The sequence below is a fragment of the Brevibacillus fortis genome (genome assembly GCF_046196545.1).
Lineage (GTDB): Bacteria > Bacillota > Bacilli > Brevibacillales > Brevibacillaceae > Brevibacillus > Brevibacillus fortis_A.
Genome location: NZ_CP176370.1, coordinates 5,663,262 through 5,689,174 on the forward strand (window position 1 = coordinate 5,663,262; position 25,913 = coordinate 5,689,174).

The 25,913-nt window shown below is 47.4% G+C and carries 21 protein-coding genes and 1 pseudogene; 15 read left to right on the forward strand and 7 right to left on the reverse strand.

The features are described 5' to 3' along the window. Nucleotides 1-65 precede the first annotated feature (65 nt). On the forward strand, nucleotides 66-1,550 hold the full coding sequence (locus ACKKE8_RS27530; protein WP_409175808.1) for an amidase: 1,485 nt from the start codon (nucleotides 66-68) through the stop codon (nucleotides 1,548-1,550). 94 nt (nucleotides 1,551-1,644) lie between these two features. Next, a complete protein-coding gene (locus ACKKE8_RS27535; RefSeq protein ID WP_409175809.1) occupies nucleotides 1,645-3,066 on the forward strand; it encodes a DUF1254 domain-containing protein in 1,422 nt (473 codons plus the stop codon). Nucleotides 3,067-3,120: 54 nt separating this feature from the next. On the opposite strand, the gene ACKKE8_RS27540 is transcribed toward ACKKE8_RS27535, so the two are convergent. Genes ACKKE8_RS27540 through ACKKE8_RS27550 form a run of 3 tightly spaced genes read right to left on the reverse strand, consistent with a single transcriptional unit; the run spans nucleotide 3,121 to nucleotide 6,133 of the window. Continuing rightward, nucleotides 3,121-4,047, reverse strand: coding sequence for a glycine betaine ABC transporter substrate-binding protein (locus ACKKE8_RS27540; protein ID WP_409179213.1), 927 nt, complete (start codon nucleotides 4,045-4,047; stop codon nucleotides 3,121-3,123). 17 nt (nucleotides 4,048-4,064) lie between these two features. After that, a complete protein-coding gene (locus tag ACKKE8_RS27545) occupies nucleotides 4,065-4,910 on the reverse strand; it encodes a proline/glycine betaine ABC transporter permease (protein WP_106657352.1) in 846 nt (281 codons plus the stop codon). Then, entirely contained in the window at nucleotides 4,907-6,133 is a 1,227-nt protein-coding gene (locus tag ACKKE8_RS27550) for a glycine betaine/L-proline ABC transporter ATP-binding protein (RefSeq protein ID WP_409175810.1), read from the reverse strand. The genes ACKKE8_RS27545 and ACKKE8_RS27550 overlap by 4 nt, the downstream gene beginning before the upstream one ends. Before the next feature lie 260 nt (nucleotides 6,134-6,393). Here ACKKE8_RS27550 and ACKKE8_RS27555 point away from each other — a divergent pair, with 260 nt between their 5' ends. From ACKKE8_RS27555 to ACKKE8_RS27580, 6 genes and pseudogenes are all read left to right on the forward strand, one after another. Continuing rightward, nucleotides 6,394-6,942: a GbsR/MarR family transcriptional regulator gene (locus ACKKE8_RS27555; RefSeq protein WP_409175811.1), complete on the forward strand. Its 549-nt coding sequence runs from the start codon at nucleotides 6,394-6,396 to the stop codon at nucleotides 6,940-6,942. Between the two features lie 216 nt (nucleotides 6,943-7,158). Beyond that, nucleotides 7,159-7,716 (forward strand): cysteine hydrolase family protein, encoded by a 558-nt coding sequence (locus ACKKE8_RS27560; protein ID WP_409175812.1) that lies wholly within the window; start codon nucleotides 7,159-7,161, stop codon nucleotides 7,714-7,716. 346 nt (nucleotides 7,717-8,062) lie between these two features. Further along, nucleotides 8,063-9,013, forward strand: coding sequence for a hypothetical protein (locus ACKKE8_RS27565; RefSeq protein ID WP_409175813.1), 951 nt, complete (start codon nucleotides 8,063-8,065; stop codon nucleotides 9,011-9,013). Nucleotides 9,014-9,081: 68 nt separating this feature from the next. After that, nucleotides 9,082-10,557, forward strand: a complete 1,476-nt coding sequence (locus tag ACKKE8_RS27570; protein ID WP_409175814.1) for a S8 family peptidase — start codon at nucleotides 9,082-9,084, stop codon at nucleotides 10,555-10,557. Nucleotides 10,558-10,727: 170 nt separating this feature from the next. Further along, a pseudogene (locus ACKKE8_RS27575) lies at nucleotides 10,728-10,847 on the forward strand (IS3 family transposase); the annotation flags it as partial. Nucleotides 10,848-10,975: 128 nt separating this feature from the next. Beyond that, complete coding sequence (locus tag ACKKE8_RS27580) at nucleotides 10,976-11,395, forward strand: NUDIX domain-containing protein (protein ID WP_409175815.1); 420 nt, start codon at nucleotides 10,976-10,978, stop codon at nucleotides 11,393-11,395. Nucleotides 11,396-11,449: 54 nt separating this feature from the next. Here ACKKE8_RS27580 and ACKKE8_RS27585 read toward each other — a convergent pair whose 3' ends face one another. Further along, complete coding sequence (locus ACKKE8_RS27585; RefSeq protein ID WP_409175816.1) at nucleotides 11,450-11,653, reverse strand: YwbE family protein; 204 nt, start codon at nucleotides 11,651-11,653, stop codon at nucleotides 11,450-11,452. 78 nt (nucleotides 11,654-11,731) lie between these two features. On the opposite strand from ACKKE8_RS27585, the gene ACKKE8_RS27590 reads away from it, so the two are divergent. The 7 genes from ACKKE8_RS27590 to ACKKE8_RS27620 all read left to right on the forward strand — a co-directional run bounded on the left by ACKKE8_RS27590 (nucleotide 11,732) and on the right by ACKKE8_RS27620 (nucleotide 19,192). Then, a complete protein-coding gene (locus ACKKE8_RS27590; protein ID WP_106834988.1) occupies nucleotides 11,732-12,217 on the forward strand; it encodes a hypothetical protein in 486 nt (161 codons plus the stop codon). A gap of 110 nt (nucleotides 12,218-12,327) precedes the next feature. Next, the gene (locus ACKKE8_RS27595; protein WP_409175817.1) at nucleotides 12,328-13,950 is read left to right on the forward strand and encodes a response regulator; all 1,623 of its coding nucleotides are present in this window, start codon (nucleotides 12,328-12,330) and stop codon (nucleotides 13,948-13,950) included. A gap of 12 nt (nucleotides 13,951-13,962) precedes the next feature. After that, nucleotides 13,963-14,325 (forward strand): response regulator transcription factor, encoded by a 363-nt coding sequence (locus ACKKE8_RS27600; protein WP_409175818.1) that lies wholly within the window; start codon nucleotides 13,963-13,965, stop codon nucleotides 14,323-14,325. Continuing rightward, on the forward strand, nucleotides 14,322-17,210 hold the full coding sequence (locus ACKKE8_RS27605; RefSeq protein ID WP_409175819.1) for an ATP-binding protein: 2,889 nt from the start codon (nucleotides 14,322-14,324) through the stop codon (nucleotides 17,208-17,210). The genes ACKKE8_RS27600 and ACKKE8_RS27605 overlap by 4 nt, the downstream gene beginning before the upstream one ends. 151 nt (nucleotides 17,211-17,361) lie before the next feature. Then, nucleotides 17,362-17,568: a cold-shock protein gene (locus tag ACKKE8_RS27610; protein WP_016741285.1), complete on the forward strand. Its 207-nt coding sequence runs from the start codon at nucleotides 17,362-17,364 to the stop codon at nucleotides 17,566-17,568. A gap of 84 nt (nucleotides 17,569-17,652) precedes the next feature. Then, complete coding sequence (locus ACKKE8_RS27615; RefSeq protein WP_016741286.1) at nucleotides 17,653-17,961, forward strand: hypothetical protein; 309 nt, start codon at nucleotides 17,653-17,655, stop codon at nucleotides 17,959-17,961. Nucleotides 17,962-18,151: 190 nt separating this feature from the next. Continuing rightward, nucleotides 18,152-19,192 carry an acyltransferase family protein gene (locus ACKKE8_RS27620; RefSeq protein WP_409175820.1) on the forward strand — a complete coding sequence of 347 codons (1,041 nt, stop codon included), beginning with the start codon at nucleotides 18,152-18,154 and terminating at the stop codon, nucleotides 19,190-19,192. A gap of 92 nt (nucleotides 19,193-19,284) precedes the next feature. Here ACKKE8_RS27620 and ACKKE8_RS27625 read toward each other — a convergent pair whose 3' ends face one another. The 3 genes from ACKKE8_RS27625 to ACKKE8_RS27635 form a co-directional block, all read right to left on the reverse strand. Further along, entirely contained in the window at nucleotides 19,285-20,427 is a 1,143-nt protein-coding gene (locus ACKKE8_RS27625) for a histidine kinase N-terminal domain-containing protein (protein ID WP_409175821.1), read from the reverse strand. Nucleotides 20,428-20,573: 146 nt separating this feature from the next. Beyond that, a complete protein-coding gene (locus ACKKE8_RS27630) occupies nucleotides 20,574-24,242 on the reverse strand; it encodes a BclA C-terminal domain-containing protein (RefSeq protein ID WP_409175822.1) in 3,669 nt (1,222 codons plus the stop codon). A 443-nt stretch (nucleotides 24,243-24,685) separates the two neighbouring features. Further along, nucleotides 24,686-25,774, reverse strand: a complete 1,089-nt coding sequence (locus ACKKE8_RS27635; protein WP_409175823.1) for a glycosyltransferase — start codon at nucleotides 25,772-25,774, stop codon at nucleotides 24,686-24,688. Nucleotides 25,775-25,913: the final 139 nt, after the last annotated feature.

Sequence of the window (25,913 nt, forward strand, 5' to 3'; positions counted from 1 at the left end):
CATTTTCGATCAAGTTTTCCTCGTTTTCCTGTCGTACGCTTGACTGGAGAAAAGGAGTGAATCGAATGAATGAACTGACCTATTTGACAGCGACAGAGATCGGCACTTGGATTCACGAGCGTAAAATAAGTGCCGAAGAAGCCACCCGGCACACTTTTAAGCGAATTGCCTCCCTTAATGGCAAAATGAACGCCATCGTCGCTTATGACGAGCAAGCTGCTCTTGAATCAGCCAAGCAAGCGGACAAAGAAATAAGAGAAGGCCACTATCGAGGGCCTCTTCACGGGGTGCCGATTACCATCAAGGATTCCTTTGCCACAGCAGGACTTCCCACTACTTCTGGCTTCCCCCCGCTAAAAGGCTACATTCCGCAACACGACGCTGCCATCGTCAGCAGACTGAAGCAGGCAGGGGCCATCGTGATCGGTAAAACAAATGTCTCTACCCTGCTCATGGATCTCCAAACAGACAACGATATATACGGGCGGACAAATAATCCGTGGAATCAGGAAAGGACTTCGGGAGGTAGCAGCGGAGGCTCGGCAGCAGCAGTTGCCGCCGGCCTTTCTTATTTGGATATCGGGAGTGACATCGGGGGATCATTGCGCGTGCCTGCTCATTATTGCGGCGTGTTCAGCTTGAAGCCGACAGAAGGAGCCGTTCCAGCAAGAGGACACATGCCCGGCTTTGAAGGAATGTCTGATTATACTTCGTCTCGTCACCTGGCCTGCTATGGGCCTGTAGCCCGTTCGATCGAAGACCTGGAAGTGGCGTTTTCCATCATTAGTGGCGGAAACGGCAACGCTAGCCTGCCTCATGGACCACAAGTCTTGCCGCCTCCCCTCAAGGAGCAGCCCCTGCACATTCGCTGGATGGAAGAGCTGCCCGGCTACCCGACAAGTCGAGCCATTCGCGATCAGTTGCGTCGCTTTGTCAAAGAGCTGGAGCAGCAAGGCATGCGCGTAGAACAAGTGACGGCACCACCTTTGGATGTACGCAAGACTTGGGAAACATGGGGAAAAATCATCGATGCGGAGTTAAACTCTACGACACCTCCACTCATTCGCGGTTTGGCTCATCTCTTAACGATGCCGATTTATCGCCAGATTCCCTCGGCTACCATGCTCATTCCGCTGACGTTTAAAAACTACATGCGTGTCTTAACCATTCGGGAGCAGCTCATTCGCAGCTTCGAGCAGTTCATGGCCGACTGTGATTTGTTCTTGTGTCCGGTTAGCTGCACGACAGCTTTCCCACATTTGGATAAATCGAGAACGTGGGGCTACAAGCCGATTTACACCAAACCACTGTACGTAGACGATAACCCGCAAAACTACTGGGCCGCTACGACTTTTTATACGAGTCTGTTTAATGTCACCGGAAGTCCGGTCGTGACGATGCCGATCGGTTTTGATGAGCAAGGTCTTCCTATTGGTATACAGTGTGTGGGCAAGCGTTGGCGTGATAGGGAATTGCTGCAGGGAGCGTCCAAATTGTATGCGACCTGCCCGGGGTGGCGGGCGCCTGAAATTTCTGTGGAGCCGCATTGATAATAAAATATTCCAGCACAGCTTGCATAAAGCCCCTTTCCTATGAAGAAAACTACCAGTGCGAACCCCATTTCTGGTAATGAGGAGGGGCTTTATGCTTCCATTATTGAAAAAGCGCCTGACACTGATCGTTTCTATGCTTTGCATGACGCTTCACCTGTCTGGCCTGTCATTTGCAAAAGAGACCACAAACACTCCATCTGTCCAACAGTCACCTCTCATCCAAACGAAGTCGTTTCTTCAAGCGCAGGAGAGGCTTGCCTACTCGCTCGGCATTCAAGCATACATCTACGGCTATCCATTAGTGATGTCCGCCAAAACAATGGAAGCCATGGTCAAAAATCGGGCGCCGATCAACCAGTTTTATTATGCGGACACACTTGCTTCCCCTGCTTATCGGGATATCGTGACGCCGAACTCCGATACATTGTATATGAGCGCATGGCTGGATTTGTCAGAGACGCCCGTCCGCTTGACTGTCCCCGCCAATCCGCAAAACCGCTACTATACCGTGCAAATGCTGGATGCGTACACGAATGCGTTTCGCAATGTCTCCAATCGTTCCACCAAACAGCAGGCCGGGCAATATATCATTGCTAGCCCACAATGGAAAGGTCCTACCCCTGCCCATATACCTGTGATCTACGCCCCTACGAATAACGTCTGGCTCATTGGCCGTGTCGAGGTAAAGGGTAAGGCTGATTTGCCGCAGGCTGTCTCGTTTGAAAAACAAATCGCGATTGCCCCTGTCCACCCAAAATTGCAAACGGCACATGTTCCCGAAACGCTTCCCCCGGATGTGTTGTCGTCCCTTTCCTTTCTTCAAGTCATGACGAAATGGATTCAAAGCAATCCTCCACCCGAATGTGATCGCGTCTTGCTCGACCAATTCGCACAAGTCGGGATCGATGTCCAAAAAGGCTTTGATCCTTCCGCGCTCGGTCCAGCCAAACTTGCGGGCCTACAGCGTGCCTTACAGGATGCACCGTCCATCGTGCAAAATGGCTTTCCCGGCTACGCCACCTTCCGTAATGGATGGGGCTCCTTTTCCCCAATTGGCACATATGGAAACCAGTTTCTCGCCCGTTCCTTTATCGCCTACTCCGGTATTGGGGCCAATGTGCCGAGCGAGGAAGCCTATTATCGTGCATTGACAGATGGATCAGGAAAACCACTTACAGGAGTTAAAAGCTATAGGCTGCATTTTACAAAGGAACAGCTTCCCAAGACATCTGCATTCTGGTCGATCAACGTCTATGACAACCAGTTGTTTTTAGCCAAAACAGTGGCCGATCGCGCATCGATTCGCAGCAATACAGGAACGCTTGCGTACAATCCGGATGGCTCCCTCGATCTGTATTTGCAACAACAACCGCCCAAAGGCAAGGAAGGCAACTGGCTCCCGCTCCCAGAAGGCGAGTTCAATCTCGTTTTACGGGTATTTGCACCGGAGCCTGCAACGCTGGACAAACAGCACGCTTGGCCCCCTGTCATGGAAAGCAATCCAATACCATAACACAACGAAAAAGGCACCGCCACATCGTAAGCGGTGCCTTCTGTATGGAGTCTGTTACTTCTTCAAATCTTCAATGGAGTTAATCTCCATATAGGTTGGAACAGCCAAGCCCAGCTTGGTTCCTTGCAGGTTCGGACCGAGATCCTCTACGTCTTTACCCAGCTTTTCCATGTAGTCTGCGTGTGTCGTTGGCAGCCATGCTGCTACCATTCCATCCACATCGCCGTTCGATACACCTACCCACATTGGGCCAGCTTCTACTTGGCTCATTTCCACCTTGTATTTCAGCTTTTGCTCCAGAACCGTCTTCACCACATTCGTGCTGGCGATCTCAGAATCCCACGCGACGTAGGCGAGCGTCAATTTTTTGCCTTCCGCAGGCTGAACGCCTTCTACCCACTTGTTGACAGTGGCCTCATTGTTTTTCACCCATTCGGCTGCTGCCTCTTCCGGCTTTTTGCCACTCTGGATATCGAGCATCACTTTTTCCATGTCAGCAGGTGTCCATGAGAACTTGTCGAGGAACGCATACGCGCTTGGGTGCTCCTCCTTCAGTCCTTTGCGCACGATGGTATGAATCTGTTCATCCTTCCCGAAAGTGCCTTTCGGGTCTTCGAGGTATTTCATCTCAAACTTGGAGAACATCCAGTGAGGTGTCCAGCCAGTCACGATAATCGGCTTTTTCTCTTTGTAGGCTTGTGTCAGTGCTGCCGTCATCGCTGCACTGGAGCCCTCCACCAGTTCCCAATCCTTCAGATCGTAGTCTTTCATAGCTTTTTCGGTCGCTTTCATCAGACCAGCGCCAGGATCGATTCCGATAATTTTATGATCCACTTGTGCTCCAACGCTATTCGGTGCAGATGTACCCGTGTTACCCTCGGCAGGCTGATTTCCCTGCGGTGTTCCCGCGTTTGAACATCCTGCCATCACCATACTGAGTCCGAGTGCGACTGCCAGCCCTTTCAAGGTGCCTTTTTTCATTTTCATGAAAACCCCTCCTACGCGTTTTTTCTCTTTCCAACACTTTGCGTGAGTCGATCCAGCAGAATCGCCAAAATAACGATGGCCAGACCCGCCTCAAAACCTTCACCGATCTTGATCTGTGTTACGGCACGATACACGTCCGCCCCCAAGCCTTTCGCCCCAATCATGGAGGCAATCACGACCATGGACAACGCGAGCATAATGCTCTGGTTAATACCGGCCATCATTGTCGTCTTGGCAATCGGCAGCTGTACCTTCGTCAGCTTTTGCCAATAGGTAGAACCGAACGCCTCAGACGCCTCGATCAGATCGGCTGGAACTTGTCTAATTCCCAAGTTGGTCAAACGAATCGTCGGTGGCATCGCAAAAATGACAGAAGCGATAACCCCCGGTACTTTACCGAGCCCGAAGAAAAAGATGGCAGGAATCAAGTACACAAATGCCGGCATCGTCTGCATGAAATCAAGCAGCGGTGTGACGACCTTTTGCACGGAATCATTCTTCGCGCACCAGATACCGACGGGAATCCCGATAATCACCGAGATCAACCCTGCCGTCAATACCAGCGCAAGTGTTTCCATTGAATGCTCCCAATATCCCAGATTCTGAATCAGAAGAAGTCCAATGAAGGTAAAAAGAGCAATTGCTACTTTGCCAGCGCGATACGCCAGCAGCGTAAACAAAATGATCAGGACCCAAAACGGGATTCCTGTTAGAATCCACGAAAACAAGTCAACGGTTCCGCCGATACCAGCTGATATGAAGTCGAACAAGAAGCCTAAATTCTCTTCCAGTCCATCTACAATCGTTTCTACCCAACTGTCGAGCGGCAGCTTCGGAAAAAGTTGGTTTTGACTCATGATGGATTCACCTGCCCCTCTTCATTCGTTGGCTCTGGAACTTGGTGATTTACTTTTCCTGCCAATCCACCCAAGACGGCTCCTTTTACAATCACGCCCAACAGACGATTTTGTTCTCCTGTAACAGCCACGGGAATATCTGAAAACGCGACAAGGTCAAACATCTCATTGAGAAACGTCTGTGGTCCGACAGTGGGTACCTCAGTTCGCAGTACGGATTCCAGCGACTGCCCTGCTTCCTTGGCTCCGTTTACTGCGTCTGCCGTCAGCACACCTAGCAATGTTTTTCGTTTATCCACCACGTACAAACTGGAGACTCCACGCTCACGCATCATTTGCAGTGCGACGCGAGGCCCTCTGTCCAGTGTGATCGTCTCTGCCCGCTTCATGACTTTTTCAGCGGACAACACCTTGGAACGATCCACATCCTCTACGAAGCGTTCTACGTATTCGTTTGCCGGATTGGTCATGATTTCTTCCGGCGAGCCAATCTGCACGATCGCACCGTCTTTCATCAGAGCAATCCGATCCCCGATCTTCAATGCTTCGTCCAGATCATGCGTAATGAAAATAATCGTCTTCTGCATGGTGCTCTGCAGTTCCAACAGCTCATCCTGCATGTCCTTGCGAATCAACGGGTCCAACGCACTGAATGCCTCATCCATCAACAGCACATCGGGTTCATTCGCGAGTGCACGGGCCAAACCTACACGCTGTTGCATCCCGCCACTCAACTGATCCGGGTAGCTTGCTTCCCAACCGCCGAGTCCGACGAGTTCCAGTGACTTTTTCGCTTTGGCCTCTCTCTCGGACTTTGGCATCCCTTGAATCTCCAGACCGTACTCCGCATTTTCAAGTACCGTCCGGTGAGGGAACAAGGCAAACTTTTGAAATACCATGCCCAGCTTCTTTCTTCTTACGTCCTGTAACTGCTCCGTGTTCATACTGACGATATCCGTACCGTCAATCAGGATTCTGCCTTCTGTTGGCTCAATCAACCGGTTCAACAATCGAACCAAGGTCGACTTCCCACTTCCCGAAAGCCCCATGATGACGAATATCTCGCCTGCATGCACCTCAAAACTCGCTTGATTCACCCCAAGGGTAAGACCCGTTTCCTTCAATATTTCTTGCTTGGTCTTCCCCTGCTTCACCTGGGACAATGCGCGTTGGGGTTGGCGTCCAAAGATTTTGGTCAAATTCTCTACTTTGATCTTGGGCATATGGTCACCTCCAACTTTTACGCCCGACATCCGGACTGTTCTTTACCCTTACAATTGTAACCATCCAATTTTTTTACCTCAAACTGGATGAGGCAGGATAATCGGGCATTTTCAGCGTTCAGAAAAAACTTTACATACTTTACTTCCTGTATTCTCAGTTTATCACGTATATACTGTACGATATCTCCATTTACTTTTTTCTTTTGGAGACGTACAATTCTAGTCAGGTTACTATGACTAGAGGAGCTGCTTTTTTCAAAATGGATACCAATCAAGAAAAAATCCTCGAAAAAGCTCAGGAACGCGTGATTGAAACGCTCGCTCGCAACATGGATCTGTATGGAATTACCATGTCAACGGGACTGCTGTATGGCACATTGCTCTTTCAGGACAAGTCAATGACACTCGATGAGATGGGCGAAGCACTGGGCATGAGTAAAACCAGCATGAGCACCGGCGTCCGCACATTGATGGAATTAAATATGGTAGAAAAGATATGGAAAAAAGGGACACGGAAGGATCATTACGAGGTCAATCTGGATTGGTACCAGAACTTCATCGACCTCTTTTCCGTGAAGTGGCGACACGCCTGTGAACATAATGTACACGCCTTGAAAAAGTCTCTCCTTGAGCTTCGCGCTCTCCAGCAATCCGAAGAGCTTGCGGAAGAAGTCAGGGATCGTGTTGACCTTAGTATCAAGCGCATTGAAAATGGGTTGGAGTATTATCTGTGGCTGTCCCGTTTGATCGACTCCTTCGAATCACATGATATCTTTCAGTTTGTACCGAAAAAGGAAAATGAATCATAAGAAGTTCGCAATCGAAAAAGACTCGTTCCTTCCAATTAGGAATGAGTCTTTTTTGTGGTACAATTATCCAGAGCAGTTTCACGCTCTTCTATGATGAAAGGAGTGGTCAGTTATGAAAAAGGACATGAATCGACGTTCTTATAAAGCTGTGCGTGTACCAAACAACCAAAAAGGGGAACACCAACACTAATCCCCTTTCACCTAGGAGGAATTGGATTGATTCGTAAAACAGCTCTACTGATTATTGATGCGCAAGTGGGAATTATTGAGGGACAATTTGGTCCTGTTTATCAGCCGGCTACACTTGTCCAAACATTGAAAAAAGTACGGGAAGACGCCTACAGCAAGGATATTCCTGTGCTGTACGTTCAGGATGATGATGTCGGAGAAGTCGGTTCAGACGACAATGCCATCCACCCTGAGATCGCCCCTCTGCCATCAGAAACGGTGATTCGAAAACTGGCAACAGACTCGTTTCACGGAACAGAACTGCACGAAAAACTACAAGCACTCGGGATTAACCACCTTGTCATCATGGGGTGCAAAACCGAGTATTGTATCGACAGCGCCTGCCGCAAAGCGACGACACTCGGCTATGATGTAACGCTCGTCAAAGACGGGCACTCTACGTCGGACAGTAAAGTGCTGTCTGCGGAACAGATTATCGCCCATCACAATACATGCTTACATGGACTGAGCAATATTGAGCCATTTATTTTGGTACGGGAATCAACGGAGGATGTCTTCGCCCCTACCCATGATTCTTACCGGTAAAACGATTTGCTGAACTTCTCGAAACCGTCATTTCAGGCGGTTTCTTGTTTTGTCAGACTCAAAAGTCAGGGATGCGGAACATTACGTAACCGATGCATTACATGATGCAGCAAGTATACCGAAGCAATAATGCGACAGTAGCCCTCGGTGGTAATTCGCTAAGCTCTCCTTCCGATTAACAGGGAGGGCTTTTTGCGGTAGAAATGTTACCAAATTGTTACTCTAATGTTACCAAATTGTAATTGAATTTTTATTGTATTTTAAATATTTTTAATATTATTGACAAATATTCACATGTCAAAAATGGCCATTTAGACAATATTTTACAAAAGGGGTTAGGTAAATAATGTCGAAAACCAAAAAAATATTTTCACTGTTATTAACCTTTGGATTACTCTTTACCTTAAATAATGGAGCGTATGCTGCTGAGGTTAATAAACTTAAAGCGTCAAAGAAAATCCAATCAGAGTTTGACATATCGAATGCAGAAGCAGATTATTACGCGGAAATTGAAGAAATGGTTAGTCAACTAGAGCAAGAGGGAATTGTCATAGATCTGGATGATGAAAGTATTCAAGAGATATCAGATAAGGAGGTTGTTAAAGACCCTAAAAAGTTTAAATCAAAGATAAAAAATAAAGATAAGGCAGCGCTAAAGAAAGGCATGAATTCTTTTAAACACGTTATTGAGGGAAGAAAAGAAATTGATGATTTTGTAAAAGAAAATCCAGATGCATCCAACTATACTATTAAATATCCAGACGGAACTGAAATAACTTCAAATTTTGAATACATTCCATTGGATGAAGAGCAAACTGAAAAGGTAGTGCAAAATGCTCAACCTTGGAATAAATCTGTCAAGGAAGGGGCTTACCCAGTACCTGAATACAATAAAAATTATGCGATGCGATATGAATGGCAGTTTAAAACCGCTTTGGGTCTTGGGAAAGTTAGTGTTTCAGGTAACGGTTTTGTAAGTACCAATAATAGTACTAATAAAAGGGACTATTCTGCGTCTCTAACTGGAATTACCGGAGGCGAATCTTATGCTGGGGTAATTACCACAACAAACCCTACAAACGTAGCTGATATCACCTATGCTGCACCTTTGAATAAATCAGGGGTGCATGAAGCACAGGGATGGCATCAGGTAGGAATGCAAGTCAGCGGTACTTTTTCAGCTGAATATCTTGGTCTATCAGTCTCAGTTAACGGTGGAGGATATTGGACACAATATGCAATCATAAAGTTAACAAGCGATGGAATTGGATCTAAGTGGGCTGCTACGTTGCAATAATTTAAATAGTAAGAGACACGTTAATTTTTTTGATAACGTGTCTCTCATAACTCATTAAGGAGAAAACTTTGAAGAAGATAAGATTTAAAGTACTTATCCTTATAATTTTTTTAGCAATACTTTTCATTAACCCTACATATCAGAAAATGTCCACATTGAATAGTTTGCCTCTTGAAGAAGGCGTTGAAGAAATTTATTACGGACCATATTTGTCTTTACTTAAAATTGCTGTAATTGATACTGAAATTAATTATAATCATCCTTTATTTATGAATCGAATAAAAAAAAGACAGACTATTTTCACCAAAGAAATTCCAGAGGAAAGCAATAATAGCCATGGAACCATGGTGGCTGGAGTAATCGCCAAATATCTAACAAATGTAAAATTGGTTTCGATTGTAATACCAAAGGAAACAAATGCTCAAACGTTAGCGAAAGCAATAAACACTGCAGTAGATTTGAAAGTAGATATAATTAATATTAGTTTATCAACTTATAAAGATGATATGGTGTTACAAAGTGCGGTCGAACGAGCAATAAACAAGGGAGTGATAATTGTTTGTTCAGCTGGAAATGATGGAACTCGGCGTTATACATATCCTGGATCATATAAGGGAGTCATAACTGTTTCAGGAGTAAGTAAAAATGGAGCAATGTTACCATATTCTAACTTTAATGATAATGTTGATATATTTGCAATCGCTGAGAATATTCCGACGGTTAACTTTAATTCAACCGATGATTTTGGTTCAATTTTATTTAGTGGGACATCTGCAGCTACACCAGTAGTAACAGCCCTTGTGGGTGTAATCAAATCATATAATTACGATGCTAACGTTGATCAAATATTGCATATAATAAAGGCTTCTTCTTATAATGTTTTTAATAATGACAAAAAAATCCAAATGGATATTCTGAATATAAGTGGAGTGATTAACGACATGAAGGTACTTGAGGAGAAGAAGGGTATAGTAGTTAACAGCATTCTAGTATTTTTAATGATTGTAGTAGGTATTGCCTTTTTATTTTTCCAGAAAAATGACATAAGTATAGAAAGAAATGCTAATGCAAATGATATAACTAGTTTAGAGCAATTTATTTTAAGTAAACTTAAAGATGATTATATAGTTCCTAGTAATGTTGAGGTGCAAACTCAGGAATGGAATGATAATGAAGTAGTTGTAAAATATACATATGAGGTAGAAAATAAAACTGGTGAAGGACTAATCTACGCATCCTTTTCTTCTAACCAATACAAATATATTGATGGTGTACACTCACTTGTAACTTCAAGCCATCCTTTTACTAATCAAGGACTCGGTTATAGTAATCTAAATGAACAGATATCCGTAATCTCCGGTTATATAAATGATGATAATATTAGTTCGATAAAGATATTTTATAATGATAATTCGATTGAGCTAATAAAGATTGGTCAAGAACAAGACACCTTTATTTCAGCACATTGGACCGGAAATAAAACCGTGAATTCCATGATTGCTTATGATAAAAACAAAAGAGAGATTTACAAATATTCATGGTAATGCTGCTTGGGTGAGTGAAATTCGACTGACACCTGTGATTCGACTTATCTCTCATAAACCGAAACAGCCGTAGCCTTGGACGAGAAAATAAAGTCCTAGACTGCCGCTGTTTTTTTTGAACTGTCGAAACCGTCGATGAGCAATTAATGCGTTTTAATGAAAATAAGGGAACATCACAAAAGTCAGAGCTAGCCAAATATATTGAATACTATAATCTCAGACGGATTAAGGCAAAATTAAAAGGCATGAGCCCGGTAAATAACCGGACTCATGCCCAAGAAGCACCCTGATTGAATAACATGTCTAACTTTTTGGGGTCACTTCATAGAGGCGGTTTCTTGTTTGTCCTTGTCTTACCCACCGATTCATTCATGCTATTATGGACGAAACGAATTTGCCGATCGTGAAGGAGGAAACCATGTCGACTACTATAGCTGTACCCAAATTAGGAGTAGGAGCTGTCATCCTAAACGACAAGAATGAAATTTTGCTGGTTTTACGAAACAGAGATCCAGAGAAAGATACGTGGAGCATTCCCGGGGGAAAAGTTGATCCCTATGAACAACTAGAGACGAGTGTCATCCGTGAAATCAAAGAAGAAGTCAATCTCGATGTCGAGGTAAAGGCCCTCTTGTGCACCGCAGAAACTATCCGCCCGGAAAATGGCGAGCATTGGGTTTCGATCATTTATGAAGTAACGATCCTCAGTGGAGAAGCACGTAATTTAGAGGAAGACGGGGCCATTGGAGACATGCGCTGGTTTTCACTCGATGCACTTCCGTCGAATCTGGCTTGCTTTGCCGTACCAGCTATCGAGCATTTGCAGAACCGGAACTGATCATGAAAAAACGGACAGTTGCCCATGCGGCCTGTCCGTTTTTTCGTAAAGAAGTTACTCTCCTTTTTGGATAATCTCTTGCACTCTCCCCACTTGCCCATCCGTCAAACGAACCTTGATTCCATGTGGATGTGTACTGGAGTTCGTCAGGATATCCTTGACGATCCCACGGGTGCGCTTGCCAGTACGTTGGTCCTGTTTCAATACAATCTCGACTTCAAGACCCGCTGCGATGTCTTTTCGATTTTTTCCGTTCATTTTTCCCTTCTCCTTTTTTCGTTCTGTGTCCCACCTATGATATAATCGACAAACAAATCCATCTCACCGGAGGAATCCATGCTTACTTTTGAAGAAAAACTAGCGATTATTGAATCTTTTCCACAACTGACTCGGAATGACGTCTCCCTGAAACGGGTTAATTTTCATTATGAGGAAAGCCTTCATGACAAAAAGACCGTGGTCTATCATCTGCATCCGAACGGCAACGGGTTTGTGTTCGTCGGCTTTGTGAAGAGCTACCAAAAGCAAAAAGACGATAAGGGCTTCATCAACATCCGTGATTTCTCGGCGGAAGAACTGCGCACGGTTATAGAAGCGTCAATCCACTCTCTCTCCCAAAAACGTGAGGAAACACCTAAAAATACCGCAGCAGCTGAGCAACTCGAGCAAACATGGATCGACAAGCAAAACCGCACGCTCTTGCTGCAACAGGAAGACGCGCTGTGGAACGTATACCACGGGATGAACTTGGAAGCTTCCTTTGAATCGTACGTGGAAGCAGAACAGTATCTGATTGAAGAAGGATTTTCCCTGCAACAATAAGCCCTTCCTTCTCCCTGCTACATGTACCATACCAAATTGTAGATGTTTTGATCAAACTGGCGCAAGCGACCGACTGCTTGCGCCATCCCAACACAGGGGGACGGTACGACATGATCAAGTATAGAGATACACTTCTTACGAATATCCACAAACAGATTGAGACATGGTACGACCAGGAGGTTCCCGTCTCTCATGATGATCTGTATCGCTTTCTCCATTCGTTGAAGGGGACAGCGGGGACGATTGGATTGACCGACCTGTCTGATCTGTCTCAGCTTCTCTTGGAACAAATGGACGACATGCCTGCCAAGAACTGGACGACGAGTGAATGGCGAGCGTTTTTGCAAGAGCTGATCACCTTATGTTGCGAAAAGCGACCAGAACAGGAAGTTTTTATCGAGAACCCCGCTCTTCACCGGGAATCCCCTTGTGAGCCACAGCCTTTGGTCCTCATTCTGGATGATGACATCACTCTGCTTATGTATCTAAAGGAATATTTAGAAAAACGCAATTGGTCTGTCATCGCTACGGTCTACCCTCATAAGGCTCTCGACTATTTTCACGACATAAACCCTGACTGCTTCATTCTGGATTTGAACATCCCGGAAACAGGCGGCTTCCAAGTGATGCAGACGATTAGCGAAAAAATAAAGAAGCAATACGTGCCTACGACCATCATCAGCATCGATTGCGAACGGGAGACGCGTTTGAATGCCTACCGTTTGGGAGCAGATGACGTCATGTGCAAACCGCTTGATATGGAAGAGTTGGTTGTACGCCTCGAACGCCAGCTTCGCCGGAAGCGCTGGATGAATAGCATCTTGTTTTTGGACGAGCTCACAGGTGTCAACAATCGCAATTGTTTTGTTGATACGTACCAACGGCTTCTTTCTGATGCCCAGCGAACCAACACCCCTTTCTCACTGGCATTTTTAGATATTGATTATTTCAAAGGGGTCAATGATACATACGGTCATCTGATTGGCGACGAGGTGCTGACTCGTTTTGCTGCTTTCATCAAGCAGAGCGCTGAAAAACATGATGTATTATTCCGGTACGGCGGAGAGGAATTTATCCTGCTGATGCCGCGTACGACAGTACAAACAGGAAAGATGCGTCTGGAGCAGATGCTCTCTGCTTTTTGTTCGCTTACGTTCGATGCGCCTGAAGGAACGTTTTCTTTGAGCTTTTCCGGTGGAATCGTACAAATAGATGATCCTCATAAACCGCATACGTATTGGGTAGAAGCTGCTGACACGGCTTTGTACGCTGCCAAAAATGCAGGGCGGCGCCGGATTGAAACCGCTCAAATCACGGAGACACATGACTCCCCTAAGGTAAAGCTGAAGGTCGCCATTATTGATGACGATCCGATGATTCGCGAGATGCTTGCCGATTCCATTAAAACCTGTTTTGATGGTTGGATGCACGTCGACATCCAGACTTACGAAGAAGGAGCAGCTTTCTTTGACTCCATCAGGCATACGGGACAAGAGCCTTATCTCGTGATTTTAGACGGAATGATGCCACAGATGGATGGCCTCGAGGTTCTCCAGAAAATCCGGAATTTGCCGAATGCCAAGAAATATACGGTGATTATGCTAACAGGTCGTACAGAAGAGCAAGACATTGTCCGTGCCCTTCAGCTCGGTGCTGACGACTATATGACCAAGCCTTTCCGTGCACGCGAATTGGAGGCTCGAATCAAGCGACTGGTTAAGCGAATGTTGTAAGGAGGTAGCGAGATGGGAACAATTCTGTTGGCCGAAGACGAAGCCGTGTTGCGCATGTTAATTGGCGACACGCTCGAAGATGAGGGACACGAGCTCGATATCGCTTGCGATGGAGAGGAAGCTCTGCAAAAATTCGGTCAAAATGAGTATGACTTAATTATTTTAGATTATATGATGCCCAAGCTGACAGGCTTTGAAGTATTGCAGCAACTCAAACAGATGGACGACAAAAAGGCAGTCAAGGTCCTGATCCTCTCGGCAAAAAGTCAACATGCTGAACAGGAGAAAATGCGTGCAGCTGGTGCCAATGACTTCATGCCGAAGCCCTTTAGCCCGATGGATCTTGTCCGAAAAGTGGAGGAAATGCTCGCATGACCGGGTTCTGGGCGTTTATCAGAAAAAGCATCACGCGCCGCTTCATGGCGATGATGCTTCTCTTTCTGTCACTGTTGATTGCGGGCGCCGGCATCGTTCAATATTTGAATAGCGACGCATTAACCCAATATCAGACGGCGATATACAATACCAAGGAAAAACAAAATTTGGTCGCAGACATCGCTGAGCATACGAACCAGATCTTTTTTCGAGCAAGGGGCTATTACGCTTTTTTGAGCCCATCTGAGTACAATGAGCTATTTCTTGAAAAAAAGAAGCTGGAACAAGCGTTGGATGATTTTAAGAAGCTCCCGCTCAATGATGAGGAGCAAGCGCTTGTCGCTTCGATCGAGTCTTTCTTCACGAACTTTTTCGCTAATGTGTTTCCTACTTTTTCGAGTTATGCAAAGAACGGAGACTTTGAATCTCTGCGAAAAGCTTCAGCCAGTGGCGTGAATCAGGAAGTGAACAACCTGCTTACATACGCCGGGCGGTATCAGGAAGAACACAATCAGCTTTTGTATACAAAAAACCAACTACTGTTCGAAGAGCTGGAACAGCTAGGCACCTGGTTTGCCGTCTACGCGCTGATGGTGCTTGTCATCATGGTGGTAGTCACCATACAAACCACACGTGATATCGGCAGGCCGTTGGTTCGTCTATCCGAAAATGCTGAGCAGTTTGCCAATGGCGGTACACCTCTTTTGCAGGATTTGAACAGAATTGACGAAATCGGTAGGCTCTCCCGCTCCCTCGACTATTTGATCAGGCAGATCCAGGCCAAAGAAGAAGTACTCATGGCGCAAAACGAAGAGCTACAAGCCCAGCAGGACGAACTGATGATGCAGCAAGAAGAGCTGCAAGAAGCATTGGGCAAGATGGAGGAAAACGAACGGTATTTGGAAAAGAAAAACCGTTTCATCCTCTCTTTGGCGAATACGTTGGATAAAGGAGAGCTGCTGTCCAGTATTATTCGAAATATAACTGAAGTCATGGATGCCGATAAAGGTGTCATCGTCATGTTGAACACGGACAGGGACGCAGCTAGCTTTGGCGTTTCCCAGAACGGTCTGGAGCAATTGCGCAAAGGATTGGATGATGGTCCGTTCGTGCGAATCAGGGAAACGGGCCAGCCATATGTCCTGATTCGTGAAAGTACTGACGCTGAGCGCGGCTACACGGAGGAAATGTCACAAGCATCTGAGCTTTACCTCCCAGTGTTAGATGCCCAACAGACAATCATAGCGTGTATCATCCTCTCCCGTATCGGACGAAAATTCACCAATCAGGAGCTACAAGTCATCATCGGGCTTGCCAAGCAGATCTCCTTGGCGCTCGACAAGCTCGCAATGTTTGAAGAGACAGAGCGACAGCGCAAAATGACACAGGATATGCTCGATTCTGTTCAAGAAGGCATTCAGCTCATTGATCTGAGTGGAGAAACACTGCAGGTGAACCGGAATTTTTGTGAGCTCTTGTGTTACGACCATCATCTCGCTTCACAAGGATTTGAATTGGAACAGTTCCTTTCCCATCTACAGAGTCGAACCTCAGAGCCTGATCGGTTGATTCAGTATGTCAGAGCTGTCGTTTTAGACGAAGGTGCCATTCCTTCAGGCAGTATTGTGTTTCAGATGACCGGACCGCAAGTACGCTATATTCAGCTCTATGCAGAGCCACTGTACCGGAACCAAGAGAAATGGAGTACCTTGCTCGTTTACCGTGACTTCACCAAGGAATACGAGATAGACCAAATGAAATCAGAATTCGTCAGTACAGTCAGCCATGAGCTGCGTACCCCTCTCGCCAGTGTGCTTGGCTTTGCGGAGCTGTTGTTAACGAAAGAGCTCAAGCCCGAACGTCAACAGCGGTACATAGCGACCATTTATCAAGAAGCGACCCGCCTGACTGCGCTAATCAACGATTTCTTGGATTTGCAACGCATGGAATCCGGCAGACAGACGTATGAGCTAGAAAATGTGGCGATGGATCAAGTGATTCGGGATATTTTCGGACTTCATCGAGTCCAGTCCCCTCTCCATCGATTCGAACTCGATTTGCAAACGGAGCAAACTGTTGTTTATGGAGACCAAGCCAAGCTACGTCAAGTATTTGTGAATCTGATCAGTAATGCCGTCAAATACTCCCCGCATGGCGGCCATGTCCGGGTAATCTGTCGACAAGATGGGAATTGCTTGCTCGTGGATGTCCAGGATGAAGGACTAGGCATTCCTTCCGAAGCCATCCCTCACCTGTTTACCAAATTTTATCGTGTAGATAACTCGGATCGCCGCGAGATCGGCGGTACAGGATTGGGTCTCGCCATTGTTCAGGAGATCGTCCATATGCACAATGGAGAAGTTGCCGTTACGTCCGAATCAGGCAAGGGTAGTACATTTACGGTTACTCTTCCACTGGCTGAGCACGCTTTGTCCCCTGGCTATCCAGCGGGAAGTGAGGAGGTGGTCTCTCCAACTGGTCAATGCAATGGAAACGTTGTGATCATCGAGGACGATTTGAACTTAACCGAGCTGTTGCGTGATGAGTTGACAAGCTCTGGATTCCGTGTCAATTCCTTCTCTACGGCGACTGAGGCAGTAGCCGCAATCGAGGAGCTCCGACCGGATGCTGTCGTCCTTGACCTTATCTTGAAGGACGGCGAGAGTGGTTGGAAGGTCATTGAGGAAATACGGAAAAACCCGGATTTACGGACCATTCCGATCGTGATCTCCAGTGCTTTTGAGGAAAAGAAAAAGGCATTTGATCTGGGGGCAACCGGCTATCTGATCAAGCCTTATCATCCAGATACCTTGTCTAAAGCGATTTTACTGGCCATCACGAATCATGAAGCAACGGGACAGATCTTCATTCCCGACGAACAATAAAGATGTCAATGGACAAAAGTGGCTGCGGCTATGAAAGCGCGGCCTCTTTTTTACCTTCTACCAAAGAAAATCTTGGTATATTCTTGAGCTTTCCATCACACATTAATAGAGGTTACTTTGTGCACTTTTGCCCTGCAAAGGAGGAGTTCATGTGTATTTCTCAAAAAAAGCAGTCGTTCCAATCGAAGAAGAGGAAACAGATGTATGGACGTGCAGTAACGAAGGCTGTACGTGCTGGATGAGAGATAACTTTTCCTTTGATAAGAGCCCGAGCTGCCCCTTTTGCCATGCCCGTATGGTAAAAGACACGCGCATGCTGCCAGTCCTAACCAATCACAGTAGCAAGCGGAACTCTTGAGCCCTTCTTTTCTTTTTTCTTGCGGGGATTCTTCCTCTTCTCTACAATAAGCTCATGACGTACGAATGTTAGAGGAGTATGCCCATGAACCGAAAAGAGATGGAAGATCAAGTGATTCAAGCCTACCAGCGCGACGAGGGCATGATGATTCTCGTTTTTGCCCAATGGTGTGTGAATCACGGTCTAGATGCACGCGAATTATACCGCCGCGCTTATCCCGCTCAAGGGGAAAATACGTTACTCGCTCAGATGCTGGACAATACCGTACCCAAAGAAGAAGCAGAGGACATTCCTGATGCGACTCTCCTTGGTGTATTGTCGCTGTTTGGCAATGACGATTTGGCATTTGTGGTCAGTGAGACCATCGATGAAATGAAAAAGAATCCGAAATAATGCATGAAAGCCATACTCGTGCGAAAGCTACGCGCTCGGGTGTGGCTTTCTTTCTTTTTTCCCCTTTCCAGAACTCTCCTCCCCTGTCCAAATACGAATCAAAGAAAACTTTATTATCATAAGAACCATTCACAGTTTATTGTTTGAGCGACAACGTCAGCCGACAAACGATGAAATGGAGAATATCGAAATGTATACAGATTCAAAAATCTTGAAATCTCTGTTTTACATCCAGCTCTTCTCAAGTTTTCTCGTTGTAGTCGGTCATTTCACGGCTTCTGCACTTTCTTTTACAGATCCGTTTTGGATCGTGGCCCTCAATCAGATCAGTCGCTACGGCACTGTTCTGTTGACGATCGCCACCGGTTATTTAACTGCTTATTCTTTTGAAGCCAAGAGCCCTTCTGCTCGCGAGTTTTTTTCAGGGAAGCTTCTGTATATTTTTGTCCCCTATTTAGTATCTGGTATCCTGTACCATTACTTGTTGAAAAAAGGGATGCCTCATACTGCCCAGGACTTTACGAACATTGTTTTAGGCAAAACGGGTGACCATCTGTACTTTGTGTTTATGATTTGCCAGTATTACGTTTTTGCCTATCTGTTTCGCCGTGTGATCACCAAGCGCAACATTTTTTATGTCATCTGGATTCTGCTCGGTATTCAGTATGTGTACATCAATTTTATTCATCAGGGCTGGTTCGGGCTCACCACGCGTCATATGCTCCCGAGCTGGATTTTTACCCTGTACATGGGGCACGTGTTGTATTGGTACCGTGAATCAATCCTTTCCTTTTTGCGAAACAACCGCTCCATCTTGACGCTGATGACGGGTGTTTCCACTGCGGCTGCGATGTTTTTTGTTGTCTCAAACAAGCTGTATGTGGCTGTGCATTTGACTTTTGTCTTCGCCACGCTTCTGTCGTTTCTCGTGCTCATGGTCTTCTTTCTGGAACGCGTCGATCGTTTGCACATCAAGTTTCGAAAAGGGCTGACGTATTTTATTTTCTTGTTCCACTCTGCTTTTTTGATCATGTTCAAAGATTATCTGTTTGAGAAATACGGCGAGGTCGCTTGGCTGTTTGAAAACACGTGGTACTCGCTGCTGTACTTGCTCCTGATTATCGGGTGCAGTTGTCTGTTGGCGCTCATGCTGGTTTGGCTGGTAAACAAACTGGAGCGTGTCTCCAAAACCATGCGACAAACACGCAGGCAGCTTCACGCTAGCAAATAAACAACCACGTCGTTTTTTACAAAAAAATAACCTATTCATGGTGCACGTCTGTTTTCGATCGTGCCTTCATGGATAGGTCGTTTTTTGTGGCGTTAGATATGCTGGCTCATCGACATCGAACCACTTGTACATGTGTCGCAGGGCTTGAACTGCATGGAAAAGTTCGTCTGCTGATCAGTAGACTCACACGTAATCGTTCCTCCATGCCGCTCAATGATTTCTTTGCAGACGTATAAGCCAATTCCGGTACCGAGCTCCTTCGTCGTGAAAAACGGTTCAAAAATAACCGAGAGCAGGTCAGGCGGAATTGGCGATCCATTGTTGGAAACGGTAATTAAGGACCTGTCAGGCGTTTGGGACACCTCAATGACAATCTCCTTTTCGCCTGTTTTTTTATGTAACGCATCCAGCGCATTGGAAATGATGTTGATAAACACCTGCTTCATCTCATCCTTGTAGCCTTTTAGTTGAAAGGTAGGATCGATACTGCATTTAATATCCACATTCACGTCAACGATATTCGGATAGAGGAAGGAAAGAATCTCATCGAACAACTCCCAAACGCTAAAAACCTCCATTTGCTTATAGACCGCTCCCTTTTTCGAGACCAGCAAAAACTGCGAAACTCGGTAGTTCAATTGCCGCAGCTCATTTTCAATAATCTCTACGTAAGGGAGATTCGGATAATCTTCTTTTAACAAACGAGAGAATCCCATAATGGAAGTAAGCGGATTTCGGAATTCATGGACGAAGCTGGACGCCATTTGCCCTAGGATCGTGAGCCTGTCTTTGTGAGAACGCTCGATAAATAGCTTCTTCTCTTCCAAATCGTTGTCCTTGAGGTCGGTGTATTTGAAAACAGCGTGTACCAAAAAGACATCAAAGCATTCGTTTATTTTCAATAAGGCAGGCATTAAAGCGGAAGGCGTAAACGGACCTTTTTGGAGAAGATCGATAACCATTTCCCTGCCCATGCACACGTTGGAAACAAAATCGCCAATGTTGGTCTCTGCCCGGTTTCGTTCAAATGCGACCTTGTAAGCCAATTCTTTAATATCCTCAAGAGTGATTTCCGAACGAAAATATTCAATAACCATACGATACAGTGCTTGCCCATTCAGATGGATCAATCCCTTGTATTGATCACTGTCCGAAACGGCAATTCGTCGCTTGAATTCTTTCACGATCGTTGCCTCGTGCTCGTCCAAATATACTGCCAAGTCATCCATCGGCATCTATCCCCACTCCGATTAATAGGCAAATCCCCTTCCAACCTATTATACTATCATCGCTGTTAATTAACTAAATATTTTTACTACTTTAGCGAAAAAGAAATAGCAAGGGGAAAGGAGCTACTTGTCATCGTAGCTCCTTTTGCCTACTACGTGCTTATTTTAATAATCGTCAAGGTCGCTCCAGCCCCTGTCAGAAGGGGAGCTGTTCCCAATAATCCAAACAGTTGCAGCGTAATTGTGGCTCCAGCGGTGAGAGGAGCGATGACGGTATTATTGAACGATGAAAGTGATAAAGCTGGTGAGATGATCGTTGGTGTGAATGGCGTCCCATTTATCAAGATTCTTGAGCTAACCAGTAATGCCGCTGTTGTGTTAATGGAGTATGAAATTAAATAGTTGCCTGCAGACGGAACCGTAAATACGGTATTGGCGCCATTCACCGTAATGCCACCTGCTAACACCTGGTTGTTCGGTAGAGGGATATTCGTTCCTCCTAGGATTACTGCTATGAGAGCTCCTGAGGTATTGGCCCCGAAGGCGTTGATGTTGGTGAAGACTGTACCGGTGGCTCCGGTGGGGCCAGTGGCTCCGGTTACTCCTGTCGCTCCCGTTGCTCCTGTCGATCCGGTCTCTCCCGTTGCACCAGTCGCTCCAGTGGTTCCCGTTGCTCCTGTTGACCCTGTCGATCCAGTCGCTCCGGTTGATCCCGTGGTTCCTGTGGCTGCCGTCACTCCTGTTGTTCCAGTTGTTCCCGTGGCTCCTGTTGGTCCGGTTGATCCGGTTGATCCAGTTACCCCGGTCTCTCCAGTCTCTCCGGTTGCTCCAGTCGATCCGGTTGCACCAATCGCTCCGGTGGCTCCGGTTGATCCGGTCTCTCCAGTTGCTCCGGTCTCTCCCGTTGCTCCAGTTACTCCGGTCTCTCCCGTCTCTCCGATTTCTCCAGTTTCTCCGGTTGCTCCGGTCTCTCCAGTTGCTCCGGTCTCTCCAGTTGCTCCGGTCTCTCCGGTTGCTCCGGTCTCTCCAGTTGCTCCGGTTACTCCAGTTGATCCGGTCTCTCCTGTTGTTCCAGTCGTTCCGGTTGCTCCCGTCTCTCCGATTGCTCCGGTCTCTCCCGTTGCTCCGGTTACTCCAGTTTCTCCGGTCTCCCCTGTTGTTCCAATCGCTCCGGCTGATCCCGTTTCTCCGGTCTCCCCTGTTGGTCCAATCGCTCCGGTCTCTCCCGTTGCTCCGGTCTCTCCCGTTGATCCAGTCTCACCAGTTGCTCCGGTCGTTCCAGTTGGTCCGGTCGATCCGGTTTCTCCAGTTGACCCGGTCTCTCCGGTTGCTCCAGTCGCTCCCGTTGCCCCGGTCTCTCCTGTTACTCCAGTTGTCCCGGTCTCTCCGGTTGCTCCAGTCGCTCCGGTTGATCCAGTCGTTCCCGTTATTCCCGTCTCTCCAGTTGCTCCGGTCTCTCCCGTTGCACCAGTTTCTCCGGTTGCTCCGGTCTCTCCGGTTGTTCCAGTCTCTCCCGTTGATCCAGTTGCTCCAGTCTCACCAGGTGCTCCGGTCGTTCCCGTTGGTCCGGTTGGTCCGGTTGGTCCGGTCGATCCGGTTTCTCCAGTTGCCCCGGTCGATCCGGTTTCTCCAGTTGCCCCGGTCGATCCGGTTGCTCCAGTCGTTCCCGTTATTCCCGTCTCTCCGGTTGCTCCGGGCTCTCCGGTTTCTCCAGTTGCCCCGGTCGCTCCTGTTGGTCCAGTCGTTCCAGTCGCTCCAGTCGCTCCCGTTGATCCAGTTGCTCCCGTTGATCCCGTTGATCCAGTTGCTCCGGTCGTTCCAGTTGGTCCGGTCGATCCGGTTTCTCCAGTTGACCCGGTCGCTCCTGTTGCTCCAGTCGTTCCCGTTATTCCCGTCTCTCCGGTTGCTCCGGTCTCTCCTGTCGCTCCGGTTGGTCCCGTTGGTCCGGTCTCTCCGGTTGTTCCGGTTGTTCCGGTTGTTCCAGTCGCACCCGTTGCTCCAGTTGCTCCAGTTGATCCGGTCTCTCCTGTTGATCCGGCCTCTCCAGTCGCTCCGGTCTCTCCAGTCGCTCCCGTTGATCCAGTTGATCCTGTTGTTCCGGTTACTCCAGTTGCCCCGGTCTCTCCTGTTGCTCCAGTTGATCCGGTCTCTCCCGTTACTCCAGTTGCCCCGGTCTCTCCGGTTGTTCCAGTCTCTCCCGTTGCTCCAGTTGCTCCGGTCTCTCCCGTTGCTCCAGTTGCTCCGGTCTCTCCCGTTGCTCCAGTTGCTCCGGTCTCTCCCGTTTCTCCAGTTACTCCGGTCTCTCCCGTTGATCCAGTCTCACCAGTTGCTCCGGTCGTTCCAGTAGGTCCGGTCGATCCGGTTTCTCCAGTTAACCCGGTCTCTCCTGTTGCTCCAGTCGTTCCCGTTATTCCGGTCTCTCCGGTTGCTCCGGTCTCTCCCGTTGCTCCGGTTACTCCAGTTGACCCGGTCTCTCCTGTTGTTCCAGTTGTTCCAGTCGCACCCGATACTCCGGTCTCTCCCGTTACTCCGGTTACTCCAGTTGACCCGGTCTCTCCGGTTGTTCCAGTCGCTCCGGTCTCCCCTGTTGCTCCAGTCTCTCCTGTTGGTCCAATCGCTCCGGTTGATCCCGTTGATCCGGTTACTCCAGTTGCCCCGGTCTCTCCTGTTGGTCCAGTCGCTCCGGTTGATCCGGTTACCCCAGTCGCTCCGGTTGGTCCGGTCTCTCCTGTTGCTCCAGTTGCTCCAGTTGCTCCGGTTGCTCCGGTTGCTCCAGTCGTTCCGGTTGGTCCGGTCTCTCCTGTTGCTCCAGTCGTTCCCGTTATTCCCGTCTCTCCGATTGCTCCGGTCTCTCCCGTTGTTCCAGTTGTTCCAGTTGATCCCGTTGCTCCGGTTACCCCAGTCGCTCCGGTTGTTCCGGTCTCTCCTGTTGCTCCGGTTACTCCAGTTGCTCCGGTTGCCCCAGCCTCTCCGGTTGATCCAGCCTCACCTGTTAATCCGGTCCCCCCTGTTGCTCCGGTCTCTCCGATTGCTCCGGTCTCTCCCGTTGCCCCGGTGGCCCCGGTCACCCCAGTCTCTCCGGTTGGTCCGGTCTCTCCTGTTGCTCCAGTCGTTCCCGTTATTCCCGTCTCTCCGATTGCTCCGGTCTCTCCCGTTGTTCCAGTTGATCCCGTTGCTCCGGTGGCCCCGGTTACTCCAGTCTCTCCCGTTGTTCCGGTTGTTCCCGTTGCTCCAGTCGCTCCCGTTACTCCGGTTACTCCGGTTACTCCGGTTACTCCAGTTGCCCCAGTCTCTCCTGTTGTTCCAGTTGTTCCAGTTGTTCCAGTTGCTCCAGTTGTTCCAGTTGCTCCGGTTCCTCCTATTACTCCAGTTGCTCCGGTTCCTCCTATTACTCCAGTCGCTCCCGTTGCTCCTCTCGCCCCGGTCGCTCCCGTTGTTCCTCTCGCCCCAGTCGCTCCCGTTGCTCCTCTCGCCCCAGTCGCTCCCGTCGGCCCTGTTGGCCCCGTAATCCTCCTTACCGGATATTTAGAAGCATCCAGCACCGCTTCCAATTTCTTTTGCAAAAGCATGTCTTGCTTTGTCGTTGCTTCGAGCATGTCCCGCGCACTCTTGTTTAACGCGAGCAAATCCGAAATGGTGGCTCCTGGTCCAGATAGCCCCGGAATTGTCCCGAGTGCATACTGAATTTTTTCAGCTTCCGCATTTAAAATATGACTAAGCCCCAACTCTTCCATAGCTAAAGAAGACAACATTAAATTGAGCGCTTCGTCACGCCCTATATGAATGGTCGGGGTGATATTCGGTATATTTGGAAATGACATGATTCTCCTCCTCTTTGAAAAGGATGTTTCCCCTCCCTCATGAGTTGTTACACAAGAAGCCGTGGCATACTGATTTCCCAATCACCTGAAAAAGTATTGGACAAAAAGAATGGCACTTACAGACAACTACGAGAAACTAGAAGGAGAAAGGAGAGCGTTGCTCATTCATTAGAGGAATCATTGCGAGGAGTAATCGTTATCGATGTGCTTTACAAAACCGTAAACGGGGTCTTGGTTTTCATCCATCCTCTTCCTCCAAAAAAGAAGCCATCCCCCTTAATCTAAAAAGGGATTCCAACAAACTGTCATGCAGCTCTTACCAGTAACGGATGGAGAATCTCCTTCTTTAATCAACGAGGATCGATTCTATTTTGTAGAGAAGATCCGTGCAAATAACAATTTCCCAAATACAACACCTACAACCCAAGAAGGAGTATAGCCACCTACTGTTCTACCGAATCCAGTTGCCCCAGCCTTGCAAAATAAGCTTCGTTGTACGCTACACTTGGATGCGTCGGGTAATACATTTTTGCCATGTCGTGGTGAATTTTAGCCTTTCGTTGATCCCCGAGCCGATCGTAGCAGTAGCATAGCTGTATATGAGGCAGCCACGTCCATGCCGATTCATCTACCTTCCCCATGGAGTCTTGTGGTCGCTCCAATAATGTCGCTTGCCGGTACCAATAAATGGCCTTCGGGAAATCCTGCTTCTCCGCAAAAAAAGCCCCCATCCTGCAACAATTCTCCGCACGCGGAAGGTCAATCGCAAATGTCCTGGTCAAAGATTGAATCTGTTTTTCAGGTTGCTTCAAGTGAGCGTAACACTCTGACTGCTTCTGGCACGCCCATATTTGATCCTCGATCCAACCCAAGCCTTCGTCTAAAAACAACTGATACTGCTCAGCCGCCTCTTCGTACCTCGCATGATCGAACAGTTCATTTGCAAAATAAAATTGGTCACGCGGATCAAAAGCTTCGCCTTTTTCCTTGCGCTTTACGTAAATTTGCAAATTCCGGTCTGTATACGGCTTATTTTTTTGGTGAGTAATGGCGATTTCACTGTGCAGAATTTCCCCCGCGACAGCCAAATACTCATGGACCGCCCCATGCCAAACAAAGTTGCACTTCCGTCTGACGAGGCGATTTCTTCTCAAATAGTGAACGGGCTTCCCTCGCTCATCTACCATTAAGTGGTACGGCATCGAGACACTGTCGTAATCAAAAGTATCTAAGGCCTTCAGTGCTGCAAATCGTTCCCGATCCACTTCCAAAAGCACATCATCCGCATCCAGCCAAAAAATGTACGTCATCTTGGCTTGTGCAAAAGCAAAGTTACGAGCTGCTGAAAAATCGTCCACCCAGGTAAAATCAAACAAATGTGCACCATAGGTCAATGCAATTTCTTTGGTCCGATCGGTCGACCCTGTATCGACAATGATGATTTCATCCACCAAATCGTAGACCGTCGACAAGCATCGACCGAGTGATTCTTCCTCATCCCGAACGATCATGCACAAGCTGACCGTGAACATGCAGATCGCCCCCTCCCCCAAAAATCATTTTCTCAACATCCTATTTCCTTCCATCCCCCTTTATGTATCCGTACTTTCATAACCATCTCCTCGAACGAATATGGTGTAACAATATGTTCTGACAACACCGAAAAGAAGG